Raw genomic sequence first — 17,800 nt, 5'->3', positions numbered from 1 at the left:
AGGAAGTTACATCACTCATAGAGCATGCCTTAAGTCATTATCTAGTGACCAAGATGGCTTTTCATAATGGCTTTTACGTCAATTTTGCCCAACCCTTCGTTAAATGACTTAGCAGCAAGAGCCCCTAGCCATTCTGAGCAGTTTAACCACAGCAAAATTTGCTTAAACCTGACTGGCTGTTCAAATTGCAAGAATCAAACTATTGGCTATAGTAAATTTACTACCCTGTAAAGCTGCGTGGACGCCAAACACGTAGCCCTGCAAGTGCGTAAAGGTGGCTCGCTCCAGAGAATGGGCAGCAAACGTTCGGCTGGCAGAAATATCAAAATTTTATTTGCCCGTTCATAAGTGAAGGAATTTAGTAAAGTTTTAACAAAGCAGGTCGATGAAAGAACTAGATCAGTAAAAGAACCAACAACAATCAGCAGTCGAGTAAACGGCAAGAAATACTCGATAAATATGGGCTAAAAGATAGAAGTAGTTGAAAGCGCTATTACTTTTTTAGCATTAGTAAAAAATAAAAACAGGCAGAGGTTCATTTGTGCAAAAGTCACTCAGTTTAAGGTTTAACCTGCTTACCAGTTTACTGGTAGTCGTACTGCTTACAGTGTTTGGTGCCTACAACCAGTCTGAAACAAGAACCGCATTAAATGCGTCGCTGGATAAGCAGACCGATGCGGTTATGGGACGACTGGTACAGAGTTTACCTGCAACATTATGGAATTTTGAAACCGATCAGATGATCAGCATTGTTGAGTCTGAAGTGAGCGCCAGCGAAATTCGAGGTGTTTTCGTTTTCGATAATAAGAAACTGGTACTGGGCAGAATGTCAGACGAATCTGGCGAAGTCATAGACGCCACACTGCCTGACGACTTGGGCACCATGAAGGAAAGCCCGTTAAAGTTTGACGATTCAGGGGTTCTCAATAAAGTTGGGCGAGTCATCATTCTGGTAGACGAAAGCGCAATCGAAGATCTGCTGAATAAAGCACTGGTGAGAACCTTCCTGCAAGTTATCATCATGGTTGTTCTGTTAGTCGCGACCATCACCATACTGCTCAGACAAATCGTTATCAGACCTCTGGCGGATGTTGCAGAAGCCCTTAATGACATATCTCAGGGCGAAGGAGACCTCACACGACGGCTGACCGCGCGCAAGCAAGACGAAATTGGTTCAGTTGCCAACCACTTCAACAATTTTGCCGATAAAATTCAGGTGCTTGTGCAGCAGGTCGTCGGCTCAATGACCAGCATGTCAGAACTTATTCAGGAGTTGCTAGAAGTCGCCCAAAAGACCAGCCAGGGTGTACAAACTCAAAGCTCCGAAACAGAGCAAGTCGCCACTGCGATCAATGAAATGAGCGCGACTGCTCACGAAATATCAAAAAATGCCGCTGAAGCGGCAGAATCAGCGCAACATGCGGATGGAGAGGCACTGGATGCTAAGTCAGTTGTAGCCGTGACCATAGAGGCCATAGGTAACCTAGCCAGTGAAATAGAAAATGGTGCCCAAGTCATTAATGCACTTGAAAACGACGTAGGCAATATCACCTCCATGGTTGGTGTCATTCAGGGTATTGCAGAACAAACCAATCTGCTGGCACTCAATGCGGCTATCGAGGCGGCTCGTGCGGGTGAGCAAGGAAGAGGGTTCGCAGTCGTTGCGGATGAAGTTCGATCATTGGCTAGCAAAACCCAGTCGACCACAGAAGAGATTCAGGAGATGATTGTCAGACTTCAAAACGGCGCTAAAAGTGCGGTGGGTGTGATGGAGAGCAGCAAAGAGAATGGCGAGAACACGGTTCAGGAAGTCAATAAAACAGACAAGTCACTGGCCGATATCGTTAAAGCCGTCTCAACCATTAATGACATGAACATTCAGATTGCCAGCGCCTCAGAAGAGCAAACCGCCGTTTCTGAAGAGATCAGTCGCAGTGTCACGCGCATTGCAGATGTTGCAGACGAAACTGCGCACGGCGCAATGAGCACAGAAAATGCCTGTTCCCGCCTAGCGGAGCTGGCACAGCAAACAAGGGAGCAACTAAGTCAGTTTAAGATTTAAGTCAGTTCAAGGTCGAACATAACTCAACATTCGGCAAGATTAAACAACCGAAATGCCAACGGCTCGCCGTACTCGAGCCTTGTCATTGAATTAGCTAACCGAATGTTTCATTGCCTAGCCCTGCCAAACCGACAGGGCTTACTCCCTTTGAGGGGAAGGAGAGCTAGATGTTTCGCATTGTCCTGATCACTTTAACCTTCATTTTCTCATCATTCGTCCACTCAGCGGAAAAGATCACCTTAGCCAATGGCGAGTGGGCCCCCTATTTATCAGAAGACCTTAAACATTACGGCTATATGTCACACATTGTCAGCGAAGCATTTGCTGAGGAAGGCATCGAGGTTGATTATGTATTTCTGCCTTGGAAGAGAGGGTTCGAAGATGCCAAGGAAGGTAAATACCAGGGTTCGCTAATATGGGGATATAACGAAGATCGCGCTAAACACTTTCTATATTCCGATACCGTCGCGGACTTGGGAACCTCATTATTTCACCAAAAAGGTAAAACGATTGAATGGTCAGAACTATCCGACCTGAAAAACTATCGGATCGGTGGAGTAATAGGCTACGCATACGGTGTCGAAGAGCTGGAAAAGCAAGGCGTTCTAAAAATCGACAGAATAGGAAAAGATGTCGGGAACTACAAAAAGCTGGCAGCAGGCCGCCTTGATATCGTACTGGAAGACACCGAGGTCGGCCATGAAACCATCAACCGATTGGGTATGGCAGACAAACTCACAGCCCACCCTAAAACACTTCAATCGCGAAAGTACTCAGTTATTATCTCCAAGAAGACACCTGGAGCGCAGGCGTTAATAGACGCGTTTAATCGGGGGTTAAAAAAGCTGAAAGATGATGGCCGTTACCAACAGTTTTTAGAAGCATCACGCCGAGGCGAATACAAACAATAAGCGTTGAAGCCTTAACGCTCTCCGTAGCCGTGATGAAAGGAGGTACGACTGGAATCAAGGGAAAGCGACGAATATTCCCCCCCCTGAAGCTACTTCCCGGCATCAAAGCTACAAAAGCAAAACCCTAATTCTGTTTTTGAATGACCTGAGTTTTCTCCCCTTGCCCTTCAAGCATAGAAGCGGGAATTTTCCTGATAATCCGTCTCTGGTTGCTCTCTTCTAATGACAACCCTTCCACAAAATTCAAATAACCCACATTAAAATCCAGCCCAGTGACATCTGCATCTCTAAGCTCAATAAGCGTCGCATCGCCCACTACCGGGTAATCACCTTGTGCTTCGCCAACATCGCTCACGACGCCGTCCTGATCCATATTGGTACTGGCAAAAATGTAATAATCTCCCACAGGAACATCACTAAAGGTATAGCTGTAGGTACCTTGATTTTCCTGTGCGGGCTGAAGAACAAAGACATCGATTAACACGTTCTCCTGCCCCTGATTAATAGCGTTTTCAGCTTCCTCTTGATCTGAACGCTCAATTAAGCCAACAAAAAGTTCGCCGACTGTCGCAACTTTGCTTGGGTCAGGTACGGTCATCAGAACGGGTATAGCTACACTCTCCTCAGCACCCGCATTAATTTTGTATTTTACTGTGATAGTTCCAGCGAAGGTTGTACCTACATCTTTGTTAGTGCGGTCAACATTGACAGTGTAAGTCCTAAGACCGTCACCCGAAATGGTATTTGGATTAACTGATAACCAAGTATCAGCAGGATCTTCATTATCGGCCGCAGATATTTCAGTGACCAGAACGGTTCCAGTTGTTCCTCCCTTCGATAAGCTAAGCGGGAACGAGGTCTCTATACCATCAAAACTGATACTTTGCGGGTTAATCGACAAGAAAGTAGGAACTGGTGAGCCTGCTAACGCCATCGCCTTTGACGCATTGATCAGTCCGTAACCATAATGGTCATCTTTACCAGCGGCTCCAAGGTCATCGGTAATATTTCCTGATGCCAACAACGAGTTGAAGTCAGTACCGGTTAACCCTCTGTCAGCCTGCTTCATCAATGCGGCAACCCCTGCAACATGAGGGGCTGCCATTGACGTTCCCTGGAACCAGGCATAAAAGCTGGCATTTACCGTGCTCAACACACCATCTGCATTACCATCACCGTTCGCATCTTGCAGCATATTACCACCAGGTGCCGCAACAGTAATGGTGCTGCCAAAGTTGGAGTAAGGCGCTCGCTCCTTAGTCTGTCCTACGGCACTCACCGACACCACATTGGCAAAAGCAGCTGGGTATGATGCTGTAGATGAGTTTTCATTACCGGCAGCAGCAACAAGAATAACACCTTGCGCAACCGCAGCATCAACCGCTGACTTAAGAGAATTAGAAAAGCCCGGACCACCTAACGATAAGTTGATTACATCAGCTCTACTGGCAGGGGTCGTATTGCTATCATTTGCGAGACCTGCTGCGTATAAAATCGCTTGGGCGATGTCTGCATCGTTGCCAGACCCATCGATACCCAACACCCGTAAAGGCATGATTTTCGCGTCGTAAGCAACACCGACCCCACCGACGGTGTTATTCACGGCAGCCACGGTTCCGGCAACATGGGAGCCATGAAAGCTGTTACCCACATCTTCAGGGTCGTCATCGATGCCATTGCCGTCACCAGCAATGGACGCTTGAGAGATAAAGTCAAACCCCGCAATAAGATTACTGGCCAGGTCAGCATGACCAAATGCAATACCAGTATCAATAACGGCCACGATTGAACCTGCGCCAGTAGATACCGTCCATGCAGCCGGAACATCAATTAACGGGTAGTGCCACTGTGCGGCATAAAGGGGGTTATCAGCCACTGCAAATGCTGTTCGAATATAGTTAGGCTCAGCCCACTCCACATCATCACGCTTTTTAAGCGACTCAATAAAGGTAAGCGTCTCCCACTTTTCACGCTGTTGCTCGGGCCACCCCTGGAGGTCAGTAGATGACTGGCTCATTCTGGCTCGTGGTACCGCAAGATCTATTCTCATCTTCATGCCGTGCTCAGCACTTCCGCCAGCATGAGACAAGCCTTCAATAGTTTCCAAATGAACTTTGGCTTGCTCGTTTGCTTGTCGATAATTCAAACCAGATGAGGCCGAGAAAGCGCCAACCTTGCCCCCCTTCACTTTCACCAAGACCTCTCCCGGCACAAAATCATGCGCCATGGATAACGAGTAGTTGTTCTCCGGGGCTTCGGCGGAAGCACCTGCCGCTGTAACCCCTTGAGACACAGTTAACAGATAAAGGATAGGCCCTTGATCCGCTTGCACCTCTATGAAATAGTCAGCCGATGCGGGAACGGTAATTTCTTTAGCATTAGCATTACTGACCATATTAATCACTGTCGTCCCATCAGCAGCAATTAACTTAAGTATTGAGTTCAAGTCCACCGCAGAGCTACCCGACTCTGCCGGGAAAGCCGCCAGGGTAATCACCTGATCTTTTAGTAGCGAAACAGAATAGATATCAACAGGGTCAGCATCATAGGAAAAGAGAGTGTTCTGATATCTTCCAGAGGCAGGGCTAACGTACCCCCCAGTAACGGAGGGGTTACTGATGCTTTGTGCTGTAGCAGTCGAGTTGTTATTGGTTGTTAACGATACTGCTGGTCGCATAACATCCCCATCGGCAACCGAGCCGACAGGTATTTGAATGGTGCCCGAAATATCAAACCGTGTTGCAGCTTCGGTTCCGCCTGATACCGGAGTATCACCACTGCCACCACTACCTCCCCCACCGCCGCACCCGGCAATGGCTAAACACAGAATGGCAACCCCAACACTCGAAAAACTCTTATAGGTAAACATATAAACCCTGCACTCGTACTCTGAGCTGTACCGCTCCAACACCTAAGCAATGCTGGAAATAAACAAACTGAGCTTCAGGGGGTTCGACAACCCAGGATCAATTTAATTCAAAACAATCAGGTTTATCGTTGCCCGTAGCGTTATTAGCAAATAAAGTCTATTCTAATCGAAAACACAAACAACAATGCTCCATTTCTGTAACTTTATAAACAGTATTTCGCCATGCCTTACGACCTAAAATCACTTCGCGTTCCTCGTCTCTGGGGTGTCCCGTTAAAAACACTGGTTACGCTGCTTGAAAACGGCTACTCCAGGAAGATTCTCGAAAACCCGTTAATTAAGGAAGCCGGTGTTGATAAGCTAAGAGCGTTAGTGACTGACGATGCTCCCATTATGACCCCTAAACATCCCAAGGGGCGCTCGATGTCGGCGGCTAACGCGAAAGAGACACTCAACATATTTGACGAAATGCCGCCCTCTGAGTGCGATCAACCCGGCTTCGGTTTTCAAACGGTTTTTGATTTTTCCAAAGCTTATAGAGATGGCACCACAACCCCCGTTGACGTTGCCCAGCACGTTATCCTCGCCGTTAAAGCTTCAAACGAAGGCAAAACGCCACTTCGAGCGATCATCAACTCAAACGAGCAAGACATTCTTAGTCAGGCTAAAGCATCACAAAAAAGGCTTGAAGAAGGAAAACCGCTCAGTATTTTAGACGGTGTTCCCGTTGCGGTGAAAGACGAAATCGACATGGTGCCTTACTCAACAACGGTGGGTACGCGGGTTTATGGACAGGACAACTCTGTATCTGATGACGCCACGGTCGTCGCCAGACTGCGTGCAGCAGGCGCATTGCTAATCGGCAAAGCCAATATGCACGAGATTGGTATTGGTGTCACCGGGGCCAACCCTCACCTTGGCGTCTGCCGTAACCCCTATAATCCATTGCACCATACTGGCGGGTCTTCAAGTGGCTCAGCCTCGGCAGTTGCAGCAGGCCTATGCCCACTATCGGTTGGCGCTGATGGAGGAGGCTCCGTGCGAATACCAGCGGCGCTTTGCGGTATTGCTGGCCTTAAACCCACCTGGAGCCGGGTGAGTGAGTTTGGCGCAGCACCACTGTGTTGGAGTGTGGCGCACATCGGCCCAATGGGGGCGACCGTTGACGATGTGGCCTTGGGGTATAGCTTAATGGCGGGGCCTGATACAAAGGATAGTGTAACCGCAGAGCAGCCTAGCGTTCACCTCAAAGATTACCTCAATGACGACCTAAAGGGGCTTAGAGTCGGTGTATTCACCCCTTGGTTCAATCACGCAGAACAAGAAGTCGTGGAGCATTGTACCCAGGCACTCAAAATACTTGAAAGCCGGGGAGCCACACGGCATGAGATTATAATCAACAAGCTGGATGTTCAGCGAATTGCCCATGCAGTCACTATCTCAAGCGAAATGTTTACTGCAGTAGAAGATGAGTACAGAAAAGATGCCAGCAGATTTGCACTTGATACCCGTATAAACCTGGCCATTGCTTCAAACTTTACCTCAAGGGACTACGTTAAAGCACAACGAATTAGAGGGTTGGCCATTAAAGCCTTTATGGATGCCTTCGAAGATGTTGATGTGATTATCACCCCCTCTTCTGCTATCGCGGCACCCTTAATTAACACCAAAGCCCTGCCAGCGGGTGAGTCAAACTTATCCGACCTCACAGAGATAATGCGATTTGCTATTTCCGCCAACTTTACGGGTTTACCGGCGCTTACAGTTAATGCGGGATACACATCAAAAGGACTACCGGTTGGCGTGCAGTTGATGGGCCGACCATGGGAAGAGAGTCTGTTGCTGCGTATGGGCAGGGTTATTGATTGTGCGACTCCCAAGCAAAAGCCCGAGGTTCATTTTCCTCTTTTTTAAGTAGCTGTATTTATCGGGCGCTGTACGAGGGTGCCCTGCGCCCGATAAAGCAAGTCCTCCAGTTCTTTGTACGAGAATGCCCACGCCCGATAAAACAAGCCCTCCAATTCTTTGTACGAGGGTGCCCACGCCGGATATGTAACTAACGGGAATTATTCTTTTTTATTTAACAGCGCATTGGTTGAAACAACAGCACCGGAGTAGGCTACAACCCCCATCACCAGCAGTAGAGGCTGCACAAACATGGCAAATTGAGGCACAGGGTCAGCAAGCATCACGAGAATCGCAAACAACAAACCTGGCACCACGACCAAAAACACCGTCCCGGCAATCAAAAATACCATCCGCTCTTTGTATTGCAGCATTTTAGGGTCGATCAACAACCCAACTACAAATTTAACCAGAGCCAGCCCCCCTAAAATAGCCGCTGCCATAGAAAGATCATAACTGGTAAGAATTGACTTGATATCGCTTTGCCAAAGCTTAAATATCGCCACCACAAAAAACGGCAACAAGATGAACATAATGTCGGCATAGGTACCAAACAAAATGCTCAGCTGCTTTTCATCTTCAACAGAGGGTTTACGCCGCTCATCAATCGTATCTTCAATGCTTTCATCGATCATAGGGTCAACAACTTCGGTGTTCATATTTCAACCTCTTCAAGCTGGGCAATATAAGTCAGTGTTTCTGCAAGAACACTATCAGTTTTGAAAAACAGTTTTTCGACATGGGTTGATAACGCGCCACACTCTATGGCGTCTTCCAGGTTTGCAGCTTCAACCCGTAGCGGCTCTGCGGCCAGACTGGCGGCCATCCCTTTAAGGCTATGGGCCAAACGGTGAGCCAGAGCGAAGTCTTTATCGTCATATGCATCGATTATTTGCTGCACAGATTCCCGTTGCTCATCTTTAAATTTAACCAGCATCCGGTTCAACATCTCTCGGTTCCCTCCCATTTGTTCCAGCGCCTTAGTCAGGTCTATCGCATGCTCTCCAAGAGCCGCTGCATCACTATAAGCAGACTCTCCCTCTGCCTGATCTTTTTCTTCCATATCTCTTTCGTTAAGCGGTTTAATTGCTTGGTCAACGTCTGATTCTATTACCAAAGGCTCTGCCGTATCAGAAGCGCCAACGCCATCAGAAGCATCAGCACTATCAGGAACGATCCAGTTGATTAAGGTGCGATAGAGAACATCTTGAGCGACAGGTTTGCTGATGTAGTCATCCATACCGGCATTGAGGCACTTCTGCTTATCGCCCTTCATGGCGTTTGCAGTCATGGCAATAACCGGCAGGTCTTTTAATCCAAGCTGATTGCGAATACGGCGTGACGCCTCAAAACCGTCCATAATGGGCATTTGTACATCCATCAAAACGGCCGAAACTAGCGCTACATTTTCTTTTATCGCTAAAAAGTCGACTGCCTCCTGGCCGTTACTGACCAGCTCTACATCAATATCCACCTGCTTCAGAAACTCCGTTGCGATCTCCTGATTGAACGGGGTATCTTCAACTAGCAAGACTTTATGCCCTCGCAGCAGCGCTAACTGCTTTTCGCCGTCTTCTATCGCTAGACGTTTGGAACGCTTCGGCCCTGTAAAGCCGAGTATTTCCTGAATTGAGTCTAATAGTAGCGACGGTGTAACCGGTTTGATCATTGGATAAAACTGGTGGCTTTCTGCATCGTTTATCAGCTCTTCTTCGTTGGACAGTGCCATGATCATAATCGGCACATCAGCAAAGGGAGCCAGATTTCGGATACCTGTTGCCGCGTCCATCGTCCTCATGGCGTTAAGCTGGCGATCAATAATGACCAAATCATACGCCTGTTCTTGAACCTCATTGGTGAGTTTTTCTATTAACGTATAGTCCGGCTGTATCCAGTTGGCTTTACACTGGAAGGAGGAGAGAATTTCAAGCATCGCTTCCTGCCCGGCATCTTTATCATCAATTAGCAGAACTCTCAGCTCGCTCAATTCCTTACAGGCGTATATATCTTCATAGGATTTTTCTTTCTGAATATCGAACCAGGCATTAAACGCAAAAGTACTGCCCTCACCTTCTTTACTCTCAACCCAGATTTCACCATCCATCATTTCTACCAGCTGTTTACTGATACTCAGGCCCAGCCCTGTACCACCGTATTGACGGGTTGTTGAACCATCGGCCTGGGTGAATGGTTTGAATAGTTTCTGCTGCTGAGCCTTGGTAAGACCTATCCCTGTATCACTGACCGAAAACTGAAGCTGCACTTTATCTTCAAGAGATTGAACCTCACTGATTCGAACAACAATTTCGCCTTCGGCCGTGAACTTAATTGCGTTATTGGTGAGATTGACCAGTATCTGCTCCAGCCTCAATGAGTCGCCAACCAACCCGGAAGGGACGCCGTGGCTGGCGTTCACCACCAACTCAAGATTTTTTTCTGCCGCGCGATGGGAAAGCAGTGTCACCAGATCATTAACCACATGGTAGATATCGAACGGCACGCTTTCCAGATCAAGCTTTCCAGCCTCGATTTTTGAGAAGTCCAGAATATCATTAATAATACCCAGCAGTGACTTTGAAGAGTTTTCAATCTTATTAACATAGTCCCGCTGCTTTGCAGTGAGATCTGTTTTTTGAGCCAACGCCGAAAAGCCAATGATGGCATTCATCGGGGTTCGTATTTCATGGCTCATATTAGCCAGAAACTCACTTTTAGCCGATGTAGACGCTTGGGCCGCCTCTCTTTCTCGTTCCGCTCGCTCACGTTCAATGCGTTCGGTAATATCAATGAGTGAACCTTCCAAATAGGCCGGTTCGCCCTTATCATTACGCACTAAACGCGCTGAGCTACTACCCCAGAATACCGAGCCATCTCGACGTTTGTACTCCGACTCAAATGCAGTAACCCGTCCATCTGCCATTAATTGAGCTTCAAACCGCTCCCGCTCCCCCGCATCAACACAGCACTCTGTAGCAATGTCTTCCACTTCAACGATAATCGACTCTGCGGTGTCATAACCAAATATATTGGCCAATGCAGGGTTGGCACTCATAAAACGACCATCCAAGGTGCATTGGAAAATGCCTTCCGAGGCGTTTTCATACAGGGTCTGAAACTTGTTCAGGTTAGCCAACGCGCGCTGATTGGCGTCGACGGCTTGCTTCTGGGCAATCAATGCCTTTCGTCGAGCAAACTCTGTCTGCCGTTTCTGGGTGTTGATGCGGTCAGCCAAGGCCAAAGAAAGAAGCAGCACATTGGTAAATGCGCCTAACTGAATTCCATTACTGCTGAAGTAACTATGGGGCAATACGCCAAACAGGTAGAGCAGCGCAGCCAGCACGCCCCCCATGTACCCAACCCAGGCAAAGGTGTAATATCGTGCTGCCCGATGGCCCCTGCGCCAAAGAATAATCCCGGTAATACTGAGCAAAAAGGCGTAGAAAATCGTCACCCGAGTGGATAGCTGAATACTGAAATTATAGTCACTCATCAACGAGATTGCGGCTAGCCAGATCGATGCAACGATACAGAATTTGATCATCACATCAATCATCGGTGCGCGCTGCCGCGTATGCAAAAACGCACGCGAGAACAACATCAGAAATGCCCATGTAATATTCAACACAAAAGGTAAAATGGTGTTATTCCAGGTTAAATCTTTCCAGTCAACGTACTGCCAAATCAGCCCGTTAAGTGCAGCCTGGCCAATAACAAAAGCGGTTATCGCCAATACGTAATAAAGGTAGGCAACATCTTTTATTGAGAAGTAAACAAATAGATTGTAAAACAGCATAATCAACATAATGCCGAAGAAAATGCCGTGCTGAAGGCGCTCTTCAGAAATATGGTCAATTAGCCCGCGAGTTGACCACAAGTTAAGCCCCAGCTGCTTGGAGCTATCACTATCAACCCTGATATATAACGTTTTGGTTTCCTGCGGAAGCAGCTGAACATTGAACACCGCGTGGGGGAACGCGAAGGGGTTATTCTCAAACTTGCGCTGATCACCGCTTTCACTTTTGGTAATACTGCCATCCGCCGAGACGACATAGGCATCAACCCTGTCAAGCAGCTGATATTCAAACTCCAGCCACCAGTCTTTAGGCAGGGTTGCCTTGCGGGACTTATATTGAACGTTAAATTTAATCCAATAGGCTGAACGGTCAAAGCCAAAATTGGCGTGGTCATTATCCACTTGAAAAAACTGATCGTCGGCAACACCGTTAATCAGGTCGTCAACGCTGTATTTCCCTTCACTGTCCTTAAGATACCAAACCTGAGAGCCGATTGACTCCAAATGAGTATGATCCTGAAGTTTGATAACTGAAGAGCCATAGGCGAAGGAGGCCATTGAAGAGCAGATCATCAGAGCCAGAAGAACAAGTAAGTTAGGTAAGCAGGAGGGCCGTACCCGACAATCCCCCAGTAACCGCGTGAACAACGCGTAGACCCCTTTGCATCAATATCAAAATAGTGTTGTGACTAATCAGTATAGACAAGGAGTCAAAATGCGAAGGGTTTTGTACACTCTAAAACGATTTTTAACGGTTCGTTACCGTTTGAACAACTAGATAGATTTAACGGGACAATGCTCTCTTTATTATGTATATAACTAAAGCAACAAAGCCCCACCTGCTTCAATAAAGATGGGGCTTTGTCGCTTAAACAAGCGGTTACTGCTTTACCGCCAGAAGCAACGCCTGCTCCGCCAGCTCATCGAGGCTCATGCCCCCTTTTTCATCAAACCAGGTTGTCGTCCAGCTCAGTGCGCCAGTTAAAAAACGACGCAATATAAACGTATCGCCGGTTATCAACCCCTCTTCTTTCGCTTGATTCAGCACGCCTAACCAAAGCGCTTCATAGATATCCCTGAGCGATAAAATATGTTTCTGGCTCTCTTCCGACAAGCTGCGCCACTCATACACCAGAACCGTCATGGCCTCTCCGGTAAAGCCGGTAATAGAGGTCAGCTCACACTTGATTAACTCCAGCAGTTTTTCTTTTGTTGTTGATGCGTTAGCCAGTGCACGCTTCATTCGCTCGGTATTGTAGCGAATCGCCTCTTCCATGACGGCTTTCAGAATTTCTTCTTTGGTTTTAAAGTGATGAAAAATACTACCGGACTGAATGCCTACTTCGTTGGCCAAATCCCTGACGGTGGTTCGCTCATAACCTTTCATTTTAAATAAGTGGGCCGCCTTCACCAACAACCGCCCACGCGCACTATCCGGGTTTGTTACATACCCTTCTTCGACCAATGTTTCCAATTCAGATTTCAACCTGCACCACCTTTATCATTCTCTGCGGCAATTCTACATCACTCCGCTTTACTTAGCACTGCGGTGCCCTCTCACCTGAACATTATCGTAATACAGGTGATTTCGACCGATCATCCGTTGCTGTTTTTACATAATAACCGCAAGCAGTCATTTTTTACAAACCAAGCGCTTGCTTGGTTTATTTTTCTATTGTATGGTTAACCCAACAAAAACAGTACAACAGGCGTTATGTAACAGCATGGCGTAACAAGCATTGACTAACAGGCTCTATTCGACCAGCCCCAAACGAACAACAGGACAAGCACGCTATGAGCTCTCAACATCAGACCGACAAGGACGCTACCAAAACGGTACGTATTGGCTGTGCCGCCGCATTTTGGGGAGACACAGAAACCGCAGCTTCCCAATTGGTAGAGAAAGGCAATATCGATTATCTGGTATTTGATTATCTGGCAGAGATCACCATGTCGATTATGGCGGGCCAGAAAATGAAAGATCTGAATGCAGGCTATGCAACAGACTTTGTTAAAACGGTCATGACACCTTTGCTGGCAGACATCAAGGCCAAGGGCATTAAAGTCATCAGTAATGCTGGCGGTGTAAACCCTCAAGCATGCCGGGATGCACTACAACAAGCGGCAGATACGGCGGGCGTGGAACTCAAGATTGCCGTTATCAGCGGTGACAATATACTCCCCAAAAAGAACCAGTACGCCAAACAGGGCGTGGTCGAGATGAACACTGGCGACCCGATTCCCCCTATGCTGGTCAGTATGAACGCCTACCTGGGAGCACCCGGCGTCGTTAAGGCACTTGAGGCAGATGCCGATATCATTATTACCGGTCGAGTGGTCGATAGTGCGGTGGTACTGGGGGCTTTGATTTATGAATTCAATTGGCCGATGGATGACTACGATAAGCTCGCACAAGGGAGTCTGGCTGGCCATATTATTGAATGTGGCGCACAGTGCACCGGCGGCAACTTCACTGACTGGGAAGCGGTAGCAGATGGCTACGACGATATGGGCTTCCCAATTGTGGAGGTTAATCGCAATGGAGAGTTCGTCGTCAGTAAACCTGAAGGCACAGGAGGCCTGGTCAGCACGGCAACTGTCGGCGAACAGCTGGTGTATGAAATTGGCGACCCTAGAGCCTACTTTTTACCTGATGTTGTGTGCGACTTCACACAGGTTAACCTCAAGCAGTTAGGAGAAAACCGCGTTCAAGTCACTGGCGCATCAGGCAACCCGCCTTCAGAGCTTTATAAAGTGTCAGCGACCTACCCTGATGGGTTTAAGTGCAGCGTCTCATTTCTAATAGGCGGTTTAGACGCTAGCGCTAAAGGGCGCGCTGTCGCAGACGCCATTATTAAAAAGACCAGCCGCCTGTTTGAGGCTCGTGGGATGAAACCGTTTTCTGATATCAGTATTGAGTTGCTGGGCACAGAAACAACCTATGGAGAAAGAGCCTCCAAAGCAGACACCCGGGAAGTGGTGGTAAAAATTGCCGTCGCCCACCCGGAAAAGAAAGCACTGGTATTGTTCTCGCGAGAAATTGCCCAGGCAGGAACCGGCATGGCACCCGGCCTGACAGGCATCGTCGGTGGCCGCCCAACAGTATGGCCAAAAATCAGACTGTTCTCATGCCTTGTACCTAAAGAAGGCATTGATGTGGCTGTCGATATCAGTGGTGTATCAACCCCCGTTACTATCAATACCCGCAGTGGTTTCAGTGGCGAATGCGTATCACCGCAACCTGTTAACAGCGCATCATTAGACACTATCAGCGCAAGCGTACCGCTGATTGAGCTAGCATGGGCACGCAGTGGTGACAAGGGAGACCATTCAAATATTGGCGTGATTGCACGCAAACCTGAATACCTGCCCTATATCAGAGAAGCACTGACTCCGGCCAACGTTGCAAGCTTTATGGCGCATACTTTGGATAAGGACAATGGCAAAGTCAGTTGCTGGGAGCTACCCGGCATCAATGCGATCAATTTTCTGCTTGAACATAGCTTGGGTGGCGGGGGTGTTGCCAGCTTAAGAATTGATCCGCAAGGCAAAGCGTTTGCGCAACAACTGCTTGAATTCCCTATCCCTGTTTCATCCACTATTGCCGAAGAGGTTGTTAATAATGGGCTATAACTCCATCTACAAAGAGAACCTTTTTGCAGGCCAGAATATCATTGTAACCGGCGGTGGAAGCGGGATTGGCCGATGTGCAGCCCATGAGCTATCAGCGCTGGGCGCAAACGTCATCATTGTCGGGCGAAAAGTGGAAAAACTTCAACAGGTTGCCAGCGAAATTGAGGAAGATGGCGGCAGAGTTGACTATTTTAGCTGCGATATCAGAGAAGAAGACAATGTAAAGTCAATGGTTAAGAAGATTGTTGCTAAACACGGTCATGTCAGCGGTTTGGTTAACAATGCCGGCGGCCAGTTCCCTGCACCTTTAGCATCCATCAACCAAAAAGGATGGGAAACGGTTGTTCGTACCAACTTAACCGGCGGCTTTCTGGTCGCTCGGGAAGTCTATTCGCAATCGATGTCAAAGAATGGTGGTTCAATCGTCAATATTGTCGCTGATATGTGGGGTGGTATGCCTGGCATGGGACACTCTGGTGCAGCACGGGCGGGCATGGTTAATTTCACTCAAACCGCCGCCATCGAATGGGGTACATCGGGCGTCAGGGTTAACGCCATTGCACCCGGCTGGGTTGCAACCAGCGGCATGGACACCTACCCGCCTCATATGAAGCCCTACATTCTGTCGCTGAAAGATGCGGTGCCTCTCAAACGGATGGGAACCGAATCTGAAATCAGCTCGGTTATCTGCTTTTTGCTCAGCGAAGGGGCCAACTTTATTAGCGGCGACTGCATTAGAATTGACGGTGCAGCCTCTCAAGGGAGCCGCGTGTGGCCGCTACCAAAGGCCAAGAATTCCCATTCTTACAACGGTTTCCATAGAGCCACCACGCCCAAAATTTTTCAACAAGCCGAAACATCACCAGATACTGATAACAACAGCTAGCGGAACTCACTCATGCCAGTAATACAGTCACAAATAGATACGCAATCTGAAGAGTTTAAACAGAATGCCGAAGCCATGCAGGCCTGCATTGATGAGTTTCGAGCGGTCGAGCAGAAGGTTATTGATAAAGCGAATGAAGCCAAAGTCAAAATTCATAAACGCGGAAAACTACTGCCGAGAGAACGCCTTAAACTGCTGCTAGACCGTGGCGCTCCATTTTTGGAGTTATGTCCATTGGCGGGTTATAAAATGCATGACGACAAAGACGGTTCGATGGCCGGCGGCGGTGTGATCTCGGGCATTGGTTACGTCGAGGGCGTCCGCTGTCTTATTGTTGCAAGCAACAGTGCTATCAAAGGCGGCACCATCTCACCCGCCGGGCTGGATAAGTCATTGCGCATTCAGGAGATAGCCAAAGAGAACAAGCTACCCATCATAACCTTGGCAGAAAGTGGCGGTGCAAACCTGAACTATGCCACCGAGATTTTTGTACAAGGCGCGCGCGGTTTTGCCAACCAGGCGAGGTTGTCTGCTGCGGGCATCCCCCAGGTCACCGTTGTTCACGGCAATGCCACCGCGGGCGGCGCTTATCAGCCAGGGTTGTCAGACTACTCTATTGTCGTCAAAGATAAAGCCAAAATGTTTCTTGCAGGCCCTCCCCTGCTAAAAGCAGCCACAGGTGAAGTGGCTACAGATGAAGAACTTGGTGGTGCAGAGATGCATGCCAGCATTGCGGGTACCGCCGAATATATGGCAGAAGACGATTCTGACGGCATCCGTATTGCGCGAGAAATTGTTAAAAGCATCCCTTGGAATGAGCAACTGCCTCCAAAAATCGCCAAACAGTGGAAAGCTCCCTTATATTCACCCCAAGAGCTGATAGGTGTAGTCCCTAGCGATGCCAAGCGCCCATACGATGTACGAGAGGTTATCGCACGCATCGCGGATGGTTCTGAATTTCTGGATTTTAAGCCGCTGTTTGATAACCAGACAGTTTGCGGGCATATCAATATCGAAGGTCACGCTTGTGGCATTATTGGTAACAACGGCCCGATAACACCTAAAGGCGCAGCTAAAGCCGCACAGTTCATCCAGCTATGCGAGCAATCAAACACGGCGATTCTGTTCTTCCACAATACCACCGGTTTTATGGTGGGCACAGACTCTGAACAGAATGGTGTGATTAAGCATGGTTCTAAAATGCTTCAGGCCGTTGCCAATGCCACAGTGCCTAAATTAACCGTGGTTATTGGTGGTTCATACGGGGCTGGTAACTACGCCATGTGTGGTCGCGGGCTCGACCCTCGATTTATCTTCGCCTGGCCTAACAGCCGTACCGCGGTTATGGGCGGCGCTCAGGCAGGAAAAGTACTGCGAATCGTCACCGAGGAAAAGCACGCCAAAATGGGTAAGGAAGCAGACCCTAAAATGCTCGATATGATTGAGCAGGCCACGGCACAGAAGCTGGATCAAGGCTCAACGCCACTCTATGGAACCGCCAGATTGTGGGACGACGGGCTCATCGATCCCCGAGATACGCGAAACGTACTGGCATATTTGCTTGATATATGCGCCGAAGCAACCGTAAGGCCACTACGCCCGACTCGCTTTGGCGTTTCACGATTTTAATGCAGCGATAAGCGCTTAGTAGCCGTGATGAAAGGAGGCACGACTGGAATCAAGGAAATGGTCTCAATTGAACACAAAACCCTGATTCCGCTTCGAGGCATCATGACGACAA

At 48.3% G+C, this 17,800-nt stretch carries 10 protein-coding genes; 6 read left to right on the top strand and 4 right to left on the bottom strand.

Translation table 11 applies throughout. The annotated features are described in order from the left end of the window. The first annotated feature begins 541 nt into the window (after positions 1 to 541). On the top strand, positions 542 to 2,062 hold the full coding sequence (locus MY523_RS01615; protein ID WP_250657067.1) for a methyl-accepting chemotaxis protein: 1,521 nt from the start codon (positions 542 to 544) through the stop codon (positions 2,060 to 2,062). Positions 2,063 to 2,229: 167 nt separating this feature from the next. Continuing rightward, positions 2,230 to 2,973, top strand: coding sequence for a substrate-binding periplasmic protein (locus tag MY523_RS01610; protein WP_250657066.1), 744 nt, complete (start codon positions 2,230 to 2,232; stop codon positions 2,971 to 2,973). A gap of 124 nt (positions 2,974 to 3,097) precedes the next feature. Here MY523_RS01610 and MY523_RS01605 read toward each other — a convergent pair whose 3' ends face one another. After that, a complete protein-coding gene (locus tag MY523_RS01605; RefSeq protein ID WP_250657065.1) occupies positions 3,098 to 5,842 on the bottom strand; it encodes a S8 family serine peptidase in 2,745 nt (914 codons plus the stop codon). 222 nt (positions 5,843 to 6,064) lie between these two features. Here MY523_RS01605 and MY523_RS01600 point away from each other — a divergent pair, with 222 nt between their 5' ends. After that, on the top strand, positions 6,065 to 7,756 hold the full coding sequence (locus MY523_RS01600; RefSeq protein WP_275975284.1) for an amidase: 1,692 nt from the start codon (positions 6,065 to 6,067) through the stop codon (positions 7,754 to 7,756). Between the two features lie 152 nt (positions 7,757 to 7,908). Here MY523_RS01600 and MY523_RS01595 read toward each other — a convergent pair whose 3' ends face one another. The 3 genes from MY523_RS01595 to MY523_RS01585 form a co-directional block, all read right to left on the bottom strand. Continuing rightward, positions 7,909 to 8,406, bottom strand: a complete 498-nt coding sequence (locus MY523_RS01595; protein ID WP_250657064.1) for a hypothetical protein — start codon at positions 8,404 to 8,406, stop codon at positions 7,909 to 7,911. Continuing rightward, positions 8,403 to 12,098: a 7TM diverse intracellular signaling domain-containing protein gene (locus MY523_RS01590; RefSeq protein WP_250657063.1), complete on the bottom strand. Its 3,696-nt coding sequence runs from the start codon at positions 12,096 to 12,098 to the stop codon at positions 8,403 to 8,405. Before MY523_RS01590 ends, MY523_RS01595 begins: the two co-directional genes overlap by 4 nt. Positions 12,099 to 12,420: 322 nt before the next feature. Beyond that, positions 12,421 to 13,026 (bottom strand): TetR/AcrR family transcriptional regulator, encoded by a 606-nt coding sequence (locus MY523_RS01585; RefSeq protein ID WP_250657062.1) that lies wholly within the window; start codon positions 13,024 to 13,026, stop codon positions 12,421 to 12,423. 308 nt (positions 13,027 to 13,334) lie between these two features. Here MY523_RS01585 and MY523_RS01580 point away from each other — a divergent pair, with 308 nt between their 5' ends. From MY523_RS01580 to MY523_RS01570, 3 genes are read left to right on the top strand one after another with little or no spacing between them, the layout of a single operon-like run. Beyond that, positions 13,335 to 15,173 (top strand): acyclic terpene utilization AtuA family protein, encoded by a 1,839-nt coding sequence (locus tag MY523_RS01580; protein WP_250657061.1) that lies wholly within the window; start codon positions 13,335 to 13,337, stop codon positions 15,171 to 15,173. Continuing rightward, the gene (locus tag MY523_RS01575) at positions 15,163 to 16,059 is read left to right on the top strand and encodes an SDR family oxidoreductase (RefSeq protein WP_250657060.1); all 897 of its coding nucleotides are present in this window, start codon (positions 15,163 to 15,165) and stop codon (positions 16,057 to 16,059) included. Before MY523_RS01580 ends, MY523_RS01575 begins: the two co-directional genes overlap by 11 nt. Positions 16,060 to 16,071: 12 nt before the next feature. Beyond that, a complete protein-coding gene (locus MY523_RS01570) occupies positions 16,072 to 17,688 on the top strand; it encodes an acyl-CoA carboxylase subunit beta (RefSeq protein ID WP_250657059.1) in 1,617 nt (538 codons plus the stop codon). Positions 17,689 to 17,800: the final 112 nt, after the last annotated feature.

The sequence above is a fragment of the Alkalimarinus coralli genome, assembly GCF_023650515.1.
Taxonomy (GTDB): domain Bacteria; phylum Pseudomonadota; class Gammaproteobacteria; order Pseudomonadales; family Oleiphilaceae; genus Alkalimarinus; species Alkalimarinus coralli.
Note: the sequence above shows the minus strand (reverse complement) of the source record. Positions and strands in the feature narration are given on the sequence as shown.